Source organism: Micromonospora halotolerans (assembly GCF_032108445.1).
Classification (GTDB): Bacteria; Actinomycetota; Actinomycetes; order Mycobacteriales; family Micromonosporaceae; genus Micromonospora; species Micromonospora halotolerans.
On sequence record NZ_CP134876.1, the window covers coordinates 5,881,587 to 5,896,421 of the forward strand.

General features: G+C 72.3%; 12 protein-coding genes. 2 read left to right on the forward strand and 10 right to left on the reverse strand.

Going from position 1 to position 14,835, the window contains the following annotated elements:
* Positions 1-20: 20 nt before the first annotated feature.
* From RMN56_RS27750 to RMN56_RS27790, 9 genes are all read right to left on the reverse strand, one after another.
* Positions 21-1,418, reverse strand: a complete 1,398-nt coding sequence (locus tag RMN56_RS27750) for a sulfatase family protein (protein ID WP_313720606.1) — start codon at positions 1,416-1,418, stop codon at positions 21-23.
* Positions 1,415-2,305, reverse strand: coding sequence for a carbohydrate ABC transporter permease (locus RMN56_RS27755; RefSeq protein ID WP_313720607.1), 891 nt, complete (start codon positions 2,303-2,305; stop codon positions 1,415-1,417). The genes RMN56_RS27750 and RMN56_RS27755 overlap by 4 nt, the downstream gene beginning before the upstream one ends.
* Entirely contained in the window at positions 2,302-3,201 is a 900-nt protein-coding gene (locus RMN56_RS27760; protein ID WP_313720608.1) for a carbohydrate ABC transporter permease, read from the reverse strand. The genes RMN56_RS27755 and RMN56_RS27760 overlap by 4 nt, the downstream gene beginning before the upstream one ends.
* On the reverse strand, positions 3,198-4,601 hold the full coding sequence (locus RMN56_RS27765; RefSeq protein ID WP_313720609.1) for an ABC transporter substrate-binding protein: 1,404 nt from the start codon (positions 4,599-4,601) through the stop codon (positions 3,198-3,200). The genes RMN56_RS27760 and RMN56_RS27765 overlap by 4 nt, the downstream gene beginning before the upstream one ends.
* On the reverse strand, positions 4,598-6,661 hold the full coding sequence (locus tag RMN56_RS27770) for an ADP-ribosylglycohydrolase family protein (protein WP_313720610.1): 2,064 nt from the start codon (positions 6,659-6,661) through the stop codon (positions 4,598-4,600). Before RMN56_RS27770 ends, RMN56_RS27765 begins: the two co-directional genes overlap by 4 nt.
* A complete protein-coding gene (gene rbsD / locus RMN56_RS27775) occupies positions 6,661-7,050 on the reverse strand; it encodes a D-ribose pyranase (RefSeq protein WP_313720611.1) in 390 nt (129 codons plus the stop codon). The genes RMN56_RS27770 and rbsD overlap by 1 nt, the downstream gene beginning before the upstream one ends.
* On the reverse strand, positions 7,043-7,981 hold the full coding sequence (locus RMN56_RS27780) for a ribokinase (protein WP_313720613.1): 939 nt from the start codon (positions 7,979-7,981) through the stop codon (positions 7,043-7,045). Before RMN56_RS27780 ends, rbsD begins: the two co-directional genes overlap by 8 nt.
* The gene (locus RMN56_RS27785; RefSeq protein WP_313720615.1) at positions 7,978-9,018 is read right to left on the reverse strand and encodes a LacI family DNA-binding transcriptional regulator; all 1,041 of its coding nucleotides are present in this window, start codon (positions 9,016-9,018) and stop codon (positions 7,978-7,980) included. The genes RMN56_RS27780 and RMN56_RS27785 overlap by 4 nt, the downstream gene beginning before the upstream one ends.
* A gap of 145 nt (positions 9,019-9,163) precedes the next feature.
* On the reverse strand, positions 9,164-10,159 hold the full coding sequence (locus RMN56_RS27790) for a helix-turn-helix transcriptional regulator (protein WP_313720616.1): 996 nt from the start codon (positions 10,157-10,159) through the stop codon (positions 9,164-9,166).
* A 90-nt stretch (positions 10,160-10,249) separates the two neighbouring features.
* Here RMN56_RS27790 and RMN56_RS27795 point away from each other — a divergent pair, with 90 nt between their 5' ends.
* A complete protein-coding gene (locus tag RMN56_RS27795; protein WP_313720617.1) occupies positions 10,250-10,768 on the forward strand; it encodes a VOC family protein in 519 nt (172 codons plus the stop codon).
* A 107-nt stretch (positions 10,769-10,875) separates the two neighbouring features.
* Positions 10,876-11,346 carry a nitroreductase family deazaflavin-dependent oxidoreductase gene (locus RMN56_RS27800; protein WP_313720618.1) on the forward strand — a complete coding sequence of 157 codons (471 nt, stop codon included), beginning with the start codon at positions 10,876-10,878 and terminating at the stop codon, positions 11,344-11,346.
* Positions 11,347-11,508: 162 nt separating this feature from the next.
* On the opposite strand, the gene RMN56_RS27805 is transcribed toward RMN56_RS27800, so the two are convergent.
* Positions 11,509-14,739, reverse strand: coding sequence for a S8 family peptidase (locus RMN56_RS27805; protein ID WP_313720619.1), 3,231 nt, complete (start codon positions 14,737-14,739; stop codon positions 11,509-11,511).
* Positions 14,740-14,835: the final 96 nt, after the last annotated feature.

Here is a 14,835-nt window from a genome sequence, read left to right on the forward strand (position 1 = left end):
GCTTCCTGGTCGTCGGGGCGTCAGCCGAAGCGCCGCTGGAACTTGGCTTCCGGGTCCCACTCGTTGAGGCCGGGCGCGCCGAACGCGGGGGCGAGCACGTAGTGGTCGTAGGCTTCGACCAGGCGGTCGCGGAGCAGGGCGTGGTGGCGGGTCACCTCGGCCGCGTGCGTCGGGTCGTCGACCAGGTTGGTCATCTCGTAGGGATCGTTCTCCAGGTCGAAGAACTGCCACGGCCGCCCGCCGTGCGCGTCCCCGAGGACCGTGTACTTGTACCGCCGGGTCCGGATCCCGCGCCAGGTCTCGTCGTGGAAGGGCAGGCCGGGCCGCATCTCCGCGACGAACTCGAGCAGCACGCCCTCCCGCTGCACGCCATCGGACTCCCCCCGCACGACGGGACTCAGGTCGAGCCCGGGTTTGGGCCCGGCGGGCGTCACGCCGGCGAGCCCGAGCAGAGTGGGAAACAGGTCCTCGGTGCAGACCGGATCGGCCACCGTGGCGGCGACGGCGGGACCGCCCGAGACGATCAGCGGGACCCCCAGGGACTCCTCCCACGGCCGCTGCTTGGCCAGAAGACCGTGCGACCCGAGCAGCTCGCCGTGGTCGGCGGTGAGCGCGATGACGGTGTTGTCGAGCTGACCGTTCTCCCGCAGCGCCGCGACCAGCCGGCCGATGTTGTCGTCGAGGTTCTCGATCATCGCGTAGTAGACGCGGAGGTCGTCGATCAGGTCGCGGCCGTGCGGTCCGCGCTTGTTGTACTGCTTGCCCAGCTCGACGTTGTCCCGCAGCACGATCTCCCGGTCCCGCCAGCGCTCCAGATACGACTCGGGCGCGGTGAAGATCGGGTGCGGCGGCTCGACCGAGAGCACCGTCGCGAACGGCCCGTCGACCTGGCCGTGGTGCGCGATGGCCAGGTCGAAGAGGCCGTCGGTCTGGAAGCCGTCGATCTTGTGCGGGTTCGGGTCGTCCTCGTTCCAGTAGTACGTGTCCCACGGGTCGTTGCAGATGTCGAACCCGGCGAACCGCTGGAACCGTCCCTGGAACGGCCGCGGCACCGGCGTGCGGGACGCCTTCACCACGTTGTGCCCCGGGTAGTGCCCGAAGTTGCCGTAGAGATGCCACTTCCCGAACAGCGCCGTCGCGTACCCGGCCTCGTTCAGTTCGTCGGCCAGCGTCCGCTCCGCCGGCGACATCCGCCACTCGATGGACGGGATGAAGCGCGTGTGGGCGTACTCGCCCGTCATCAGCGAGAACCGGTAGGGAACGCAGACCGGATAGGTCGACGAGGCGGCGTCGAACCGGGTGCCGGCGGCGGCGAGCGCGTCGATGTGCGGCGTGTTCACGTTCGGGTCCCCGTAACAGCCCAACGCCTGGCGCCGCAGCTGGTCGGCGATGATCAGGATGATGTTGGGACGGCTCACTTGATACCTCCGGAGGTCAGGCCGCTCACGAACTTGCGCTGCAGCACCAGGAACAGGAGCACCACGGGCCCGAGCATGAAGATCGCCGCGGCGCTGGTCAGGCCCCAGTCGGTGGAGTACTGGTCCTGGAAGGCGAGGAAGCTCGTCGAGACGGGCCGCAGCTCGGGCGTGTGGATGAAGGTGATCGCCCAGAAGAACTCGTTCCACGACCAGAGCGCGACGATCAGCGCCACGGTGAGGAAGCCCGGCCAGGCCAGCGGCAGCACCACCCGCCAGGCGATCTGCAGGCTCGACGCGCCGTCGAGCCGGGCCGCCTCGGTGAAGTCCTTCGGGATCTTCAGAAGGAACGACCGCAACAGCAGCGTCGCGAACGGCGCGTCGGTCGCCCAGTAGATGACGATCAACCCGAACAGGTTGTCGGTCAGGTGCAACTGCGTCCAGAGGAAGAACAACGGCACCAGGAACAGCTGTACGGGCAGCGCGCTGCCCAGGAACAGGTAGGCGACGACCGCCCCGCCACCGGGCACCCGCAGCTGGCTCAGGGCGAAGGAGGCCAGCCCGGCGACGAGGCAGGTGCCCAGCACCGAGCCCAGACAGATGATCAGGCTGTTGCGCATCGTCGTGGCGAAGTCGCCGCGGGTCCAGGCGTCGACGAAGTTGTCGAGGCTGAACGAGGTCGGCGGCGCGAGCGGGTTGGAGCCGATCTCCGCGTTGTTCTTGAACGCGTTGAACAGCACGGCGACGAGCGGCCCGATCGCGAACAGCGCGAGGACGATCAGCACCAGGTAGTGCGTACCCCCGCTGAGCCGCACGCGACGGCGGCCGCGCCCCGACCCGGTCGGGGCGACTCCGGCGGGCGCCGGTCGGTCGACGGTGGTGGCGGTCATTCGTCCTCCCATCCCTTCTTCCGCATCCACTGGTAGACGGCGAGGATCACCGCGGTCACCAGCGTCATCGACAGGCCCAGCGCGGCCGCGTAGCCGGCGGAGTACTCGTTGAACGCCTGCTTGTACATGAGCGTCGAGACGACCTCGCTGGACCCGGCCGGCCCGCCCTGGGTCATGATGAAGATGTAGTCGAACGCCTTCAGCGACCAGATCACCGTCATCAGCACGATGAACACCATCGTCGGCCGGATGCCGGGCAGCGTGACGTTCCGGTACTGCTGCCAGCGGCTGGCGCCGTCCACCTTGGCCGCGTCGTAGAGCGCCGGATCGACGCCCTGCATCGCGGACAGGAAGATGACCGCGAGGAAGCCCCACCAGTGCCAGTCCACGACGAAGTTGACGGACAGCAGCGAGGTGCTGGTGTCACCCAGCCACGACTGGTCGACGCCGAACTGGTGGGCGATGCCGCTGGTCGGCGACAGCAGCATCTTCCACACCGCCGCGTTGACCACGCTGGCCACCACGTACGGGATGAAGTAGAGCGCCCGGAACAGCATCTGGAACCGTCTGACCTGGCTGAGCAGGTAGGCGCCGAGCAGGCCCATCGCCATCGGCACGGTCAGGAACAGCACGAACCAGACGAGGTTGTGCAGCAGCGCCTGGTGGACCTTTGCGTCGCCGAAGGCCGTGACGTAGTTGTCGAGGCCGATGAAGGTGGCCGGTCCGAGCCCGGACCAGTCCGTGAACGAGTAGTAGACGGTGGCCACGGACGGTCCGAGCACGACGAGCAGGTTGAGCACCAGCAGCGGCGCGAGGAAGGCCCAGCCGACCACCGCCGCGCGCCACCGCGCGCGGCGGGCGCCGGACGCGGTCGGCGGCGCGGCGGTGGCGGTCACTTTCCGGACCCCTTGGCGGGCAACTGCGGGAGGTTGCCGTTGGCCTTCTCCTCCGTGAACATCTGGTCGAGCTGCTTGCAGTAGGCGGCCGGCGTCAGCTTGCCGGTCAGCACCTGCTCCAGGCCCTCGTAGACGAACACGTCGGTCTTCGGCGGCCACCAGGTCCAGGTGACGAAGCCGTACTGGCCGCTGGCGACCGCCTTGTTGAGCGAGGTGAGCACCCGACCGGCGCGCGGATCGATGCTCGACGGGATGTCGCCGTCGGCGAAGTCGATCGGGATGTTGTACGTCGACGGGACCTCGGCCATCCGCTTGAGCGCGGCGGTCCGGTCACCGTAGTACCAGTTGAGGTACTCGGCGGCGGCGTCCTTGTTCTTGCTCGCCTCGTTGATCGCCAGCGAGCCGCCGATACCCATCTCGAACAGCGGATACTTCACCTCGGGCCGCAGCGCGGGCACCGGCATCCAGTCCCAGTCGTTCTCGTTCTTTGCCTTCGCCCCGAAGTACTGGCCGACCTGGCTCATGAACCAGTTGCCCTGCGGGACCATCGCCACCTTGCCCTTGCCGAAGTTGGCGCCGATCTCCTGGGACGGGACGGAGAAGTACTTCTCCACGCTGCCGCCGATCCAGCCCTTGTCGAAGTAGCTCTTGATCAGCGCGACCGCGTCGACGAACACCGGATCGGTGAACTTGATCTCGCCGGAGAGCGCCTGTCGTAGCGCGTCCGGGCCGGAGTAGTGGTTCCAGAAGACCGTCATCAGCCACTCGCCGGCGGCCTTCCAGTCGACGTTCGACGAGCCGAACGGGACGATGCCCTGGCCTGCGGCCTCGGTGGCGAGCGCCTCCAGCGACGCCCGGTCGGTCGGCTGCTGCCAGCCCTTCTGCGCGAACAGCGTCTTGTTGAAGTAGAGCAGCATGGTGTCGACGCGCATCGGCAGCGCGTAGAGCTTGCCGTCGGTGGTGAACGCCTCGACCGCCCAGCTGGACAGCTTGTCCTTCCAGGCGAACTTCTCGGCGTACGGGGTCAGGTCGGCCAGCACGTGAGCCTTGCTCCACGCGATGGTCTGCGTGGCGCTCGGCCCTCGCACGATGTCCGGGCCGGAGCGCGACTGCAACGCGGTCTGCACCAGGCGGCGCAGGTCCTCGCCCTTGTAGAAGGTGGTGTTCAGGTCGATCTTCGGCTTGGCCTTCTCGAAGACCGCGGCCACGTTGTCGGTGAAGTACTTCTGGTTGGCGTCGCCCTGGATGTCCAGCCACAGGTCGACCTTGCCGGTGCCGTTGCCGGCGCCGCCGCCACTGTCACCGCTGCAGCCGGAGAGCAGCAGGCTGGGGGTGGTGATACCGAGGGCGGTCAGGCCCGCACCGGCGAGGAACCGCCGGCGACTCAGCGAAGCGGTCACGATGTCTCCTCAACGGGAATGGGGGTGATGCGGACGGACTGCGTGGCGGTGCGCCCCTGTGTGACGAGGAGCGCGACGCCGCCGCAGGTGAGCTCGTCGTCGTCGAGGTCGAACAGCACCTCGTCGTCGACGCTGGCGGTGAGGCGGGTGCCGGCCGCGCGGATGGCGAGCCGGTAGGTGGCCCCGTACTCCCAGGGGAAGTCGCGGCTGGCGAGAACGGTGTCGTGGCGGACCAGCTCGGCCCGGTCGCGGCCGGCGAGCCGCAGCGCGTAGTAACGGGTCTGGCCCTGGACCCGCACGGCGAGGCCGACGGCCTCGGCCAGGTGGGGCGTGACATCGGCGTGGACCTGGTAGTCGCGCCAGCCGCGTTCGCCCTGGACGAGCAGGCCGGTGCCCCGGTTCTGCACGATCCGGAACGGCTCCGGCCAGTGCGGATCCCAGCGGTCGACGGTCTTCACCCAGGCTCGCCGCCACATCGCGTCGGCCGGGGTGCCGTGCCCGGTCCCGGCGGTGGCGGGGCGGGTCAGCGTGAGCGTCGGCGTACCGTCCCAGGTCAGCGACTCCACCTCCACCGCGCCGGTGGCGCGGAGGCCGACGTAGGTGATCGGCTGGCCGCCGAGATCCGGCACCGTCCAGCGGATTTCATCGCCGGCCGCGGCCGGCCCCTCGACCCACTTCAGCGTGTCACCGTCGTCGGCGTAGTGCGCGACGACCGGGCGGACCTCGACGCCCGTGGCGGCGCGCAGCCGAGCGTGGATGGTCTGTCCGCTGTAGAGGGTGGGGCTGGCGATCAGGCCGTAGATCGGCATGGCGCGCGCTTCCGGCGGGATGAACGTCGGCGTCGCGACGGTGGTGGCGGGGGTGGTCGGTTCGACGGCCAGCCGCCCGCCCGGGTTGTGCACCCGAGCCGCGCCGGACAGGACGGTGAATCCCTGCACGCTGCCCGGGAGCGAGAAGTGGAACCGGGCCCCGTTCTTCGTCAGGTCGCGCTCCGGCTGCCCGGCCCAGGCCCGGCCGTGGCGGGCGAGCGTGAGCGCCTCCCGGGCCACGTCGGTGACCGTCGACCCGCCGTCGGTGCTGGGCAGGTACATCCGGTCGGCGACCGGCCCGCGGTAGTCCGGCCCGGCGCCGTCGATACCGGCGAGGCCGCCGAACACGCCACAGATCGCCCCGACGTCGCCCGCGTTGGAGTCGGTGTCCCAGCCGGAGGTGTTGACCACCGTCATGGCGGGCAGGAACGCGCCGCCGCTGCGGGCCACCGCGTGGATCACGGTGGCGTGGTTGGGCACCACGTGACAGTTGCCGCCGTAGCTCTCGTAGCCGTAGCGGGCGTCGATCCGGGCCCGCGTGGTCTTCCAGTCGGCGTCGGCGGCGGTCCACTCCCGCACGTCGGCGATGACCCGGTGGATCAGGCTGTCCTTCGGGATCAGCGCGACCGCGGTGTCGAGGAGACGCTCCATGTCGGTCTCGGTGAACGCGCCGGCGACCAGGGCGGCCACCACCCGGGCGGCGTGGATCGACTCACCGTCGTGGCTCACCCGGGCGGCCCGCTCGGCCAGGTCGGCGGCCGCCTCCGGGTCGCCGGGACGGGTCATCGCGAAGCCCTCGACGAAGATCTGCGCGCCGACCTGCTCGGCCACGACCACGCCGTTGCGGGCGATCGACCCGCTGTCCGGCGCGCGGACCCCGTCCTTGAGATGCAGGTACGCCGTGTGCTCGGTGGAGTTGCCCACCCCGCCCCACCACAGCACCGACTGCCCCTCGGCGATTTCGTTGAGCCACGTCTCCCCGATCTGGGCCGATGTCGGCTCGGTGCCGTGGTCGCGCAGCGCCCGGGGAAACATGAAGGTGCCGCTGATGTCGTCGTCGGTGACCACCAGGAGGTGGTTCTTCAGGGCGAGGTCGATGCGGTGGTTCACGTAGCCGGTGATGTCGCCCAGCTCGGCCTGGATCCGCTCGAAACGCCAGCCCTCGAAGGGCCGGCCGAGGTAGACCGCGATCACCTTGCCGAGCACGCCGGCGTAGACGCGCTCCTCGTAGTCGCTCGGGAAGTGGGTCATCAGAAGGGAACCCCCGCTCGCAGGATGACGTTGGCGAACGGCGTCGCCTCGCCGGTACGGATGACGGCGCACGCGCTGCGGCAGGCCGCCTTGAGGACGTCGTGGCTCGTGGTCTTCAGCGGGATGCCGGCGAGACCGGTGTGCAGCCCGGCGAGGATGTGGGCGTCGGTCAGCTCCTCGGCGATGGTCGCCTCCTCGACGACCAGTTCGGCGGTGACGGCGGCGAGCACCGGCAGGAAGGTCGGGACGCCGCGGGTGACGCCGAGGTGGACGATCTCGACGCCGGGCGGGACCGGCAGACCGGCGTCGGCGATGACGATGGTGTCGGTGTGGCCCATCCCGACGACCAGAGCGGCGATCCGGGGGTGCCAGAGGCCGGTGTCACGCATGGCTGGCCTCCGGGTGCGTGGCGCGGAATCGGTCCAGGTCGGCTCTCGTGGGCAGCGCGGACTGGGCACCCATCCGGGTGGTCGCCAGCGCTCCTGCCGCACAGCCGCGGTGTACCGCCTCGGCGAGGCTCTGACCGTCGGCCAGTGACGCGGCGAGCGCGCCGACGAAGCTGTCGCCCGCGCCGGTCGTGTCGACCGCGTCGACCGGGAAGGCCGGGTGGGCGGTGACGCCCGCCGCGTCGGCGTGCACCGCGCCGCGCTCCCCCAGCGTGATGACGCAGGCGGCCGGGCCGTGCGTGCGCAGACCGGCGGCGAGGGCGGCCCAGTCCGTGGCCGGGACACCGGCCAGCCGCAGCGCCTCGCCCTCGTTGACCACCAGGACGTCGACGTGGCGTAGCAGGGTGGCCATCGTGGGCGGAACCAGGTCGGGCAGCGGCGCGGCGTTGAGCACCACCCGGGCGCCCGCGTCACGGGCGTGCCGGGCGGCGGCAAGGCAGGTCGCGAGCGGGATCTCGAGCTGCAGCACGAGCACCGCGTCGGGGCCGAGCGTGGCCGGCAGGGCGGCCAGCGCGTCGCCGGTCAGCCGGGCGTTCGCCCCAGGGGCGACGACGATGCTGTTCTCACCGGCCGTGTCGACGACGATGAGCGCCACGCCGGTCGCGACGCCGGCCACCGTGGTCAGATGGTCGGGCGGCAACCCCTCGGCGGTGAGCGCGGCGCGGACGTCGGCGCCGAACCGGTCGTCGCCGACCGCGGCGAAGAACAGTGTGTCGGCGCCCAGCCGGCGGGCCGCGACGGCCTGGTTGGAGCCCTTGCCGCCGGGGCGGGCGGCGACGTCGTCGCCGAGCACCGTCTCGCCCGGCGCGGGCAGGTGCGGCACGGCGACCCCGAGGTCGAGGTTGGCGCTGCCGACGACCACGACGCGGCTCATGACCCTTCTCCCTCGCTCGGCGCGTCACCGCCGGGCGGATCCGGGCACCCGCACGAGCCGCGCCGGATCAGCGCGACCGGCAGGACGTCGGTCGGGCTGGTCGTGCCCGCGTGCTGGGCGAGCAGATGGGACAGCGCGGCCCGGCCGATCGCGGCGAACGGCTGCGCCATGGTGGTCAGCGCGGGGGTCGAGTAGGCGGCACCGGGGATACCGTCGAACGAGGCGACCGCGATGTCGTCCGGGCAGCGCCGGCCGGTCTCGCTGATCGCACGGAGCACCCCGACGGCCTGCTCGTCGCTGGCCACGAAGATGGCGTCCGGCGGCTCGGGCCGGGACAGCAGGTCGCGGGCGGCCCGGTAGCCGGCGCGCCGGCCGAACTCGGACTGCACCACCGACATCGCACGGCGGGTGACGCCCTCATCGGAGAGGGCGTCGCGCCAGCCGCTGACCCGGTCGTGGGCCGGCATGACGTCTTCCGGCCCGCCGATGCAGGCGATGCGGCGGCGGCCGTGCTCGATCAGGTGCCGGGTGGCCAGGTAGGCCCCGCCCCGGTTGTCGACCAGCACGCCGGGGGCGCTGGCGCCGGGCACCTGGCGGTCGAGCGAGACCCAGGGGGTGCGCGCGCGCTGCAAATCGGGGAGGAACCCGGCCGACCCGTGCGCCGGGACGATGAACAGCCCGTCGACCTGCCGGGCGAGGAAGGTGCGTACGTAGGTCGTCTGCCGCTCGTCGTTCTCCGCGGCGTTGCCGATCAGGAGCGTGTAGCCCTTCGCGAACGACTCCTCCTCGATCGCGCGAGCCAGCGCGGCGAAGTAGGGGTTGGCGTTGTCGGGGATGACCAGGCCGAGGGTCATCGTGCGGCTCATCCGCAGCGACCGGGCGATGCCGTTGGGACGGTAGCCGAGCTGCTCGACCGCGGCGAGCACCTTTGCCCGGGTCTGTGCCGACACGGGGCGCGGCCCGCCATTGAGGACGTAGCTCACCACCGCCGGCGAGGTGCCCGCGAGGCGGGCCACGTCCGTCCGTCGAACCGTCACGCCGACCTCCGGTCAACACGAGTTGCGCTCGATGTGTCGCAAATCATGTGACGAGCGTGTTCAGGTAGGCAACACGTGTTGAACAGCCGTGATCCGACCGAGACCTGTGACGGCCCGGCTCCCCTGCGTTCCCCACACGGCGCCCTTACCGCGGCGAGCCCCGGGATCCCCGCGTGGCCGAACGAGGTGTCGAACCCGCCGTGGCGGCCTGGAACAGCGCGGCCGTCGACCGGAGGTGGTCGACCAGCTCCGGCGGGCCGTCGACGTCGAACGGCTGCCCGATCGACGCCAACCGGAGCGCGTGCCATTCGAGGGTGTCCGGCGGCGCGAGCCACCGGCAGGTGCCGTCCGGCTGGTCGGTCAGGGTGCCCGGCGGCGGCCCACCCAGGCGGTCCACCACCTGGGCGGCCGGCGCGTGGATCACGACGTCGGCCGGGTACGTCGGGGCCATCCGCATGGTCCGCTCGGCCACGAAGGCGGCGACGTCTCCCCCGGGTACGTCCCTCGTGGCCGCCCGGGCACCGGTCGCGGCCACCGCCGTGACCCGGTCCAGCCGGAAGGTCCGCCAGTCGTCGCGGTCGAGGTCGAAGGCGAGCAGGTACCAGCGCCGCCCCGCCGTCACCAGGGCGCGCGGCTCGACATGCCGGCCCTCGTCGCGGTACCGGAACCGCAGCCGTTCGTGGTTGGCGATCGTCGCGGCGGCGACGACCAGCACGTCGGGGTCCACCGCCTCCCCGGCGAGTGAGAACGGGTGGGCCACGGTGGAGGCGGTCAGCGTGTCGACCCGGCGCCGCAGCCGGGCCGGCAGGACCTGGAGCAGCTTGCCCATCGCCCGCACCGCCGCCTCGTCCACCCCGGTCACCGGCTGCGCCGCCGCCGTGCGCAGCCCGATGGCCACGGCGACCGCCTCGTCGTCCTCGAGCAGCAGCGGCGGCATCGCCGCGCCGGCGGTCAACCGGTACCCGCCCATCCCGCCCTGCTCGGCGTGCACCGGATAGCCCAGCTCGCGTAGCCGGTCGATGTCGCGCCGCACGGTGCGGCCGGACACCCCGAGCCGCCCGGCCAGTTCGCTCCCCGACCACAGCCGAGGGGTCTGCAACAGCGACAGCAGGGAGAGCAGGCGGGCACGCGCGTCGGACATGCCTGCCATTGTGCCGCTCGACTAGGACGGAAACTGACCTATACGCGATCTACGGTGGGCGCAGTTCGCTTCGACACGAGGAGATTCGCCATGAGCAGCACCGCACCCGCCGGCTATACGACCGCCGCGCCGTGGATCGTCACCCCGGACACCGGGCAGTTGCTGGACTTCGTCACCGCCGTCTTCGGCGGGGTCGAGCTCGGCCGGGTACGGCTGGAGGACGGGACCATCGGCCACGCCGAGATCCGCGTCGGCGACACGGTCCTGCTCGCCTTCGACCAGCAACCGGACTGGCCGGCCATGCCGTCGCTGCTGCGGGTCTTCGTCGCCGACGCCGACGCCGCCACCGAGCGCGCGGTCGCCGCCGGAGCCCGTGTGGTCACCGCACCGGCCACCCACGCCTTCGGCCAGCGGGGCGGCCGGGTGCGCGACCCGTTCGGCAACATCTGGTGGATCAGCGCCGTGGTCGAGGACGTCGCACCCGAGGTGGGGATGCGGCGGCTCGCCGAACCCCGGTACGCCGAGGCGATGCGCGACGCGCAGGAGACCCTGGACCGGGAGCTGAGCGGCCGCACGGACAGCGTCGTCAGCCGCCCGCTGATCGGCTGACGCCACACGGGCGCGGTGGACGACCGGCCACCCGGCGCCACCGGTCCGCCCGGTACCGCGGGCGGCGTCCTGTTCGTACCATCGCCGTGTCGGCGTTGGAGGTCGTCATGTCGGTCGAGGATCGGGCCGGGAAGCCGAAGCTTCCGCCGCGGTGGTTCATCCGGCTGGCCTGGTCGGTGCACCGGGGTCTGTACCGGGCCTTCCGGGGGCGGGTCCTCTGGCGGCCCCGCGCCGACCGCTGGGGCACCCTGCGGCTGTCCACGACCGGGCGCCGCACCGGTCAGCAGCGCAGCGTCATCGTCGCGTACCTGGAGGACGGGCCGAACCTGTTCACGCTGGCGATGAACGGCTGGGGTGCGGGCGAGCCCGCCTGGTGGCTCAACCTGCAGGCGCATCCGGACGCGGCTGTCGACCTGGTCGGCGGGCGGCGGCTCGTCCGTGGGCGCGCCGCGACGGGCGACGAGCGGTCGCGGCTGTGGGCCCGCTGGCGCGAGATCGAGGCCAACCTCGACGCGCAGGCGGCGCTGCGGTCGTCCGAGACCGCCGTGGTGGTCCTGGAACCCCGCCCCGCCGGGTAGGGGTCGCCGAGCTCGACAACGCCCCGGGGCCGGCGGGGTCAGTCGAACTGGACGATCAGCTCGGCGACCCGGCCGCCGCTGTAGCGGAGCGATGCGGCTGATCGGCGGAGGCACGGTCCGGGGCGGCGCCTTCACGGCCGCCGCCCCGGACCCGGACGGGAGTCAGGCGATCCGGTAGGCCCGCTGGATCGTCTGGGTCACCGTGTTGCCGGCGGTGTCGGTGGCCGTCAGGCGCAGCGAGACGAAGCCGGGCCGCCGCGGGTGCCGGACGAGGGCGACACCCCGGTGCACCGGCAACGCGACCCACGTCCGCCCGTCGTCGAACGAGGCCGAGACGCCGAGCGTCCGGTTGGCCGCGGCCGTGGAGCCGGCCAGCCGGTCCAGCGCCACGGGCAGGGCCATGGTCGTGCCGGCCCGGGCCGTGTTCGTGTCGTCGAGGGCGGGCATCGGCCGGGCTGTCGTGAGGGGCAGCCGCTCCGGCTTGACGGTGTGGGCCGAGGTGAAGGTCCACGCCACGGAGACCGACGTCGACAGGGTGTCCGGCGCGCCGCGGGTGACCGTCGCCTCCAGGCGGTAGGTGGCCTTGCCGGGGGGCACCGGGAAGTCCGCGTACAGGCCGTCCGCGGTGGCGATCTCCGTCCCGTCGCGGGACAGCCGGAGGTGGACCGCCAGGTCGTCGCGGCTGGCGGGGCGGCCGGTCGCGTCGCCGAACAGGGGCGGCGACGCGACCGAGATGGTGTCGCCGTCGCGGCCGGCGTACGCCAGCGGCGCCAAGGCCGGGGCGCGGCCCACCGTGGGCCCGAAGGGGGCGGCGTTCCAGGTCTGGGTGTACGTCCTGCCCGCCGCGAAGGTGGACTCCTGCGTGGTGAGGTTGTCGCCCTCGACGAACGTGGACGTCCAGACGATGCCGCCGTCGGTGTTGTAGTACTCGGTGGCGTGGAAGGGCAGGTCGAACGACGTGTTCGAACCGATTGGCCCGGCGCCGCCGGGGGACGCCGCGCGGTGGAACCGGACGGCGGTCGCCGTGCTGGACTGGCTCCGGTAGGTCGCCTGCACGGTGGCGAGGTCCTTCGGCGACAGCTTCCGGGCGAGGCCGGTGAACATGTCGCCCTGGCGGACGTACGCGAGGTCGTACGTGTAGGGGCTGTTCCGGAAGCTGCGGTCGGGGCCGGGGCGGGCGAGCCCGACGCCCAGCGTCGCGGTGAACTCGGGGGCCGCGACGGCGGGGCCGATCCGGCCGAAGAAGACCTCCCCGAACGACACCCCGCTGAGCTGGACCCCCGGGTAGCGCAAGCCGTCGTCCCAGTTCGCGCTCACGTTGATCGAGAGCGGTGCGGCGTCCGGCTGCGGCACGGTCAGCGAGACCGGCCGCGCCGTGCGGGCGTCGAGCGCCTCGGTGACCGGGCCGCGCACGTCGAGGACCGGCTGGACGAGCAGGGTCGACGCATCGCCCTCGTGGATGGTGCTGTACAGCGCGTACCGGCCCTTGGGCAGCCGCAGGACACCGCCGCCCGGTTGCCCGTCCAGGCTGCTGAACTCGCCCGTGGCCAGGTTGGCCGCCACGGTGGTGTACTCGGTGGCCGGTCGGCCGTCGCGCCCGGTCTGGTCGAGCCGGACGTCGTAGCTCTCGATCTCCCGGTTGAGCGCGAACGGCGTGCGTACCCGCAGGTCCCCGGCGCCGGTGGCGAGCAGCGCGCCCTGGTAGACGCCGTCCGCGGCGTCCACCCGGGTGTCCACGGCGATCGTCGCCTCGGCGCGGCCGCCGGCCGGCACCACCAGGGTTGCCGGGCTGACGGTGACCATCCCGGCCGGCGCCGAGGCGATGCTCAGCGCCAGGGTGACCGGCGCGGTGCCCGTGTTGCGGTAGCCGACGACCTGCGTGAACGGGGTGTCGTCGGCGTGGGGCCAGCGCTGGACCGGGAAGTCGATGGCGCCGACCTCCGCGGCGACGGGCTGGGCGACCGCACGGCCGATGTCCACCCGGCCGACGCCCACCTCGTAGAGGGTGTTCTCGGCGGCCGGCTGGGCCGAGTCCATGAGGGCGGCCTTGAGCTGCGGTCCGGACCAGTCGGGATGCTGTCCGGCGAGGATCGCGGCGGAACCGGCCACGTGCGGAGTCGCCATCGAGGTGCCCGACATGGAGGCGTAGTCACCGCCGGGGGCTGCCGCCACGATGTCCACGCCCGGCGCGCTGATCTCCGGCTTGATGTGGTTGTCGCCGATGCGGGGACCCTTGCTGGAGAAGTACGCCCGCTGGTCGTCGGCGTCGACGGCGGCGACCGCGAGGGCGTCGTCCGCGGTGGCCGGCGAGGAGACCGACTTCGGCTTCCCCTCATTGCCGGCGGCGACCACGAAGAGCGTGCCGTACCGGGTACTCAGGTCCTGGACCGCGGTCTCCAGCGGGTCGAGACCGGGTGTGTCGGTGCCGCCCACGCTCAGGTTGACGACCCGGGCCTTGGGCGCGGCCCACTGCATGGCCGTGATGATGTCCGAATCCTGGCAGTCGTAGGTGGCGCAGACCTTGCCGACGAGCAGCTTCGCGCCCGGGGCCACGCCGCGGGACCTGCCGCCGGAGGCGGCTCCGCTGCCGACGATGGTCGAGGCCACGTGGGTGCCGTGACCCACGTTGTCGGCGGGATCGTTGCCGCCGGTGAAGTCCCGGACCTCCGCGAGGTGTCCGGCGAAGTCGGGGTGGCTGGCGTCGATTCCGGTGTCCAGGACCCCGACGGTGACGCCGGTGCCGTCGAAGCCGGCCTGCCAGGCCGCGGGCGCACCGATGTGCGGCACGCTGTGCTCCAGGGACACCCGGCGCTTGCCGTCCAGCCAGACGTGGGTCACCCCGGCGGCGAGCGTCCGTTCCGACGGCGTGCCGCGGGTGAGTGACGACCAGAGCGTGACCCGGTCGTCGATGTCCGCACGCACGGCGAGCGCGTGGGCGGCGGGCAGGTCGGCCCGCACCCGCCCGGCACCCGCGACGGCGGCGGACCGCGCCTGCGCCGCGGCGTTCTCCGGGTACGCGACCAGCAGCGGCAGTTCCGGCGTCCGGTCGTCGTAGCCGAACTCGCCGAGCGTGGTGAGGTCGAACAGCCGCCGGTCGAGTCGACCGTCGTGCAGCAGCGGCACCGCGTCCACCGGGATGACGTACTGGTGGCCCCCTTCCCGGGTGCTCACGAACCGCATGCCCGTCCGCCCCGGCGCCCGCTGGATGTCGGGGCGGCCGTCCGCGCCCAGCGACACCCGGTCCCCGGTGATCAGGGTGAAGGAGCCGGCCGTGCCCGAGGCCGTGGGCGCGGGCCGCTCCTGCGCGTCCGCGGAGGGGGCCGTCAGGCCCGCCACCGCCAGCGCGGTCGCGAGCACCCCGGCTGTCAGGGCCCGTCGTTGCCGTCGTCGCACATCGTCCTCTCCGCCACGGGCCTCTCCCGGGACGGCACGATGACGCCTGGTCGGGCCGACGGGTTGATCAGCTGGGCTGTGACTGTGGTCACAATC